Here is a 516-nt window from a genome sequence, read left to right as displayed (position 1 = left end):
TCCTTTTGCGGCTTCCTTTGTGGGTAGTGCGATCGCCACTAGCTTATTTTCCCCCCGTTACTATGTTCCCCCCGCATATCAGTCCGGTAGTTCATTAGTTGGCTATGGCGGTTCTGGTAACACCTACAACCAGGCGGTCACCCAATATCGCACTAGGTACAATGAACCTCCCGCCTCCGTTAGAAATCGGCAAACCTTCCGCACTACTGGAACCGCTCGCAGTTCTTCCCCTAGTTCTACTACTCGCCAAACTAACCCCAATGTTAATCGCTCAACCGGTTCTGGCGCGGGAACTAGCAATTTGCGTCAGTCTCAGCAGGCTCGTCCCCAAAGACAACGTACACCCAGTTTTGGTAGTGGTAGTAGAAGTCCCAGCCGTTCCGGTTCCTCTGGAAGACGGCGACGTTAATTGACATCATGATCTAGGGGGTGGGTTCGAGAGCATGATTTAATCTCAAATTCGGTTAATATTTTAGGGCAATAGGGTATAATAAGCGAGAAGGGTTGAGGATAAAC

1 pseudogene is annotated in these 516 nt (G+C 50.0%); it reads left to right on the top strand.

Annotated features, from left to right (window positions below):
* Positions 1-409: pseudogene (locus ACTIE0_RS24995) on the top strand (hypothetical protein); the annotation flags it as partial.
* Positions 410-516 lie beyond the last annotated feature (107 nt).

This window comes from Limnospira sp. (assembly GCF_051859755.1).
In the GTDB taxonomy this organism is placed as follows: Bacteria; Cyanobacteriota; Cyanobacteriia; order Cyanobacteriales; family Microcoleaceae; genus Limnospira; species Limnospira fusiformis.
Note: the sequence above shows the minus strand (reverse complement) of the source record. Positions and strands in the feature narration are given on the sequence as shown.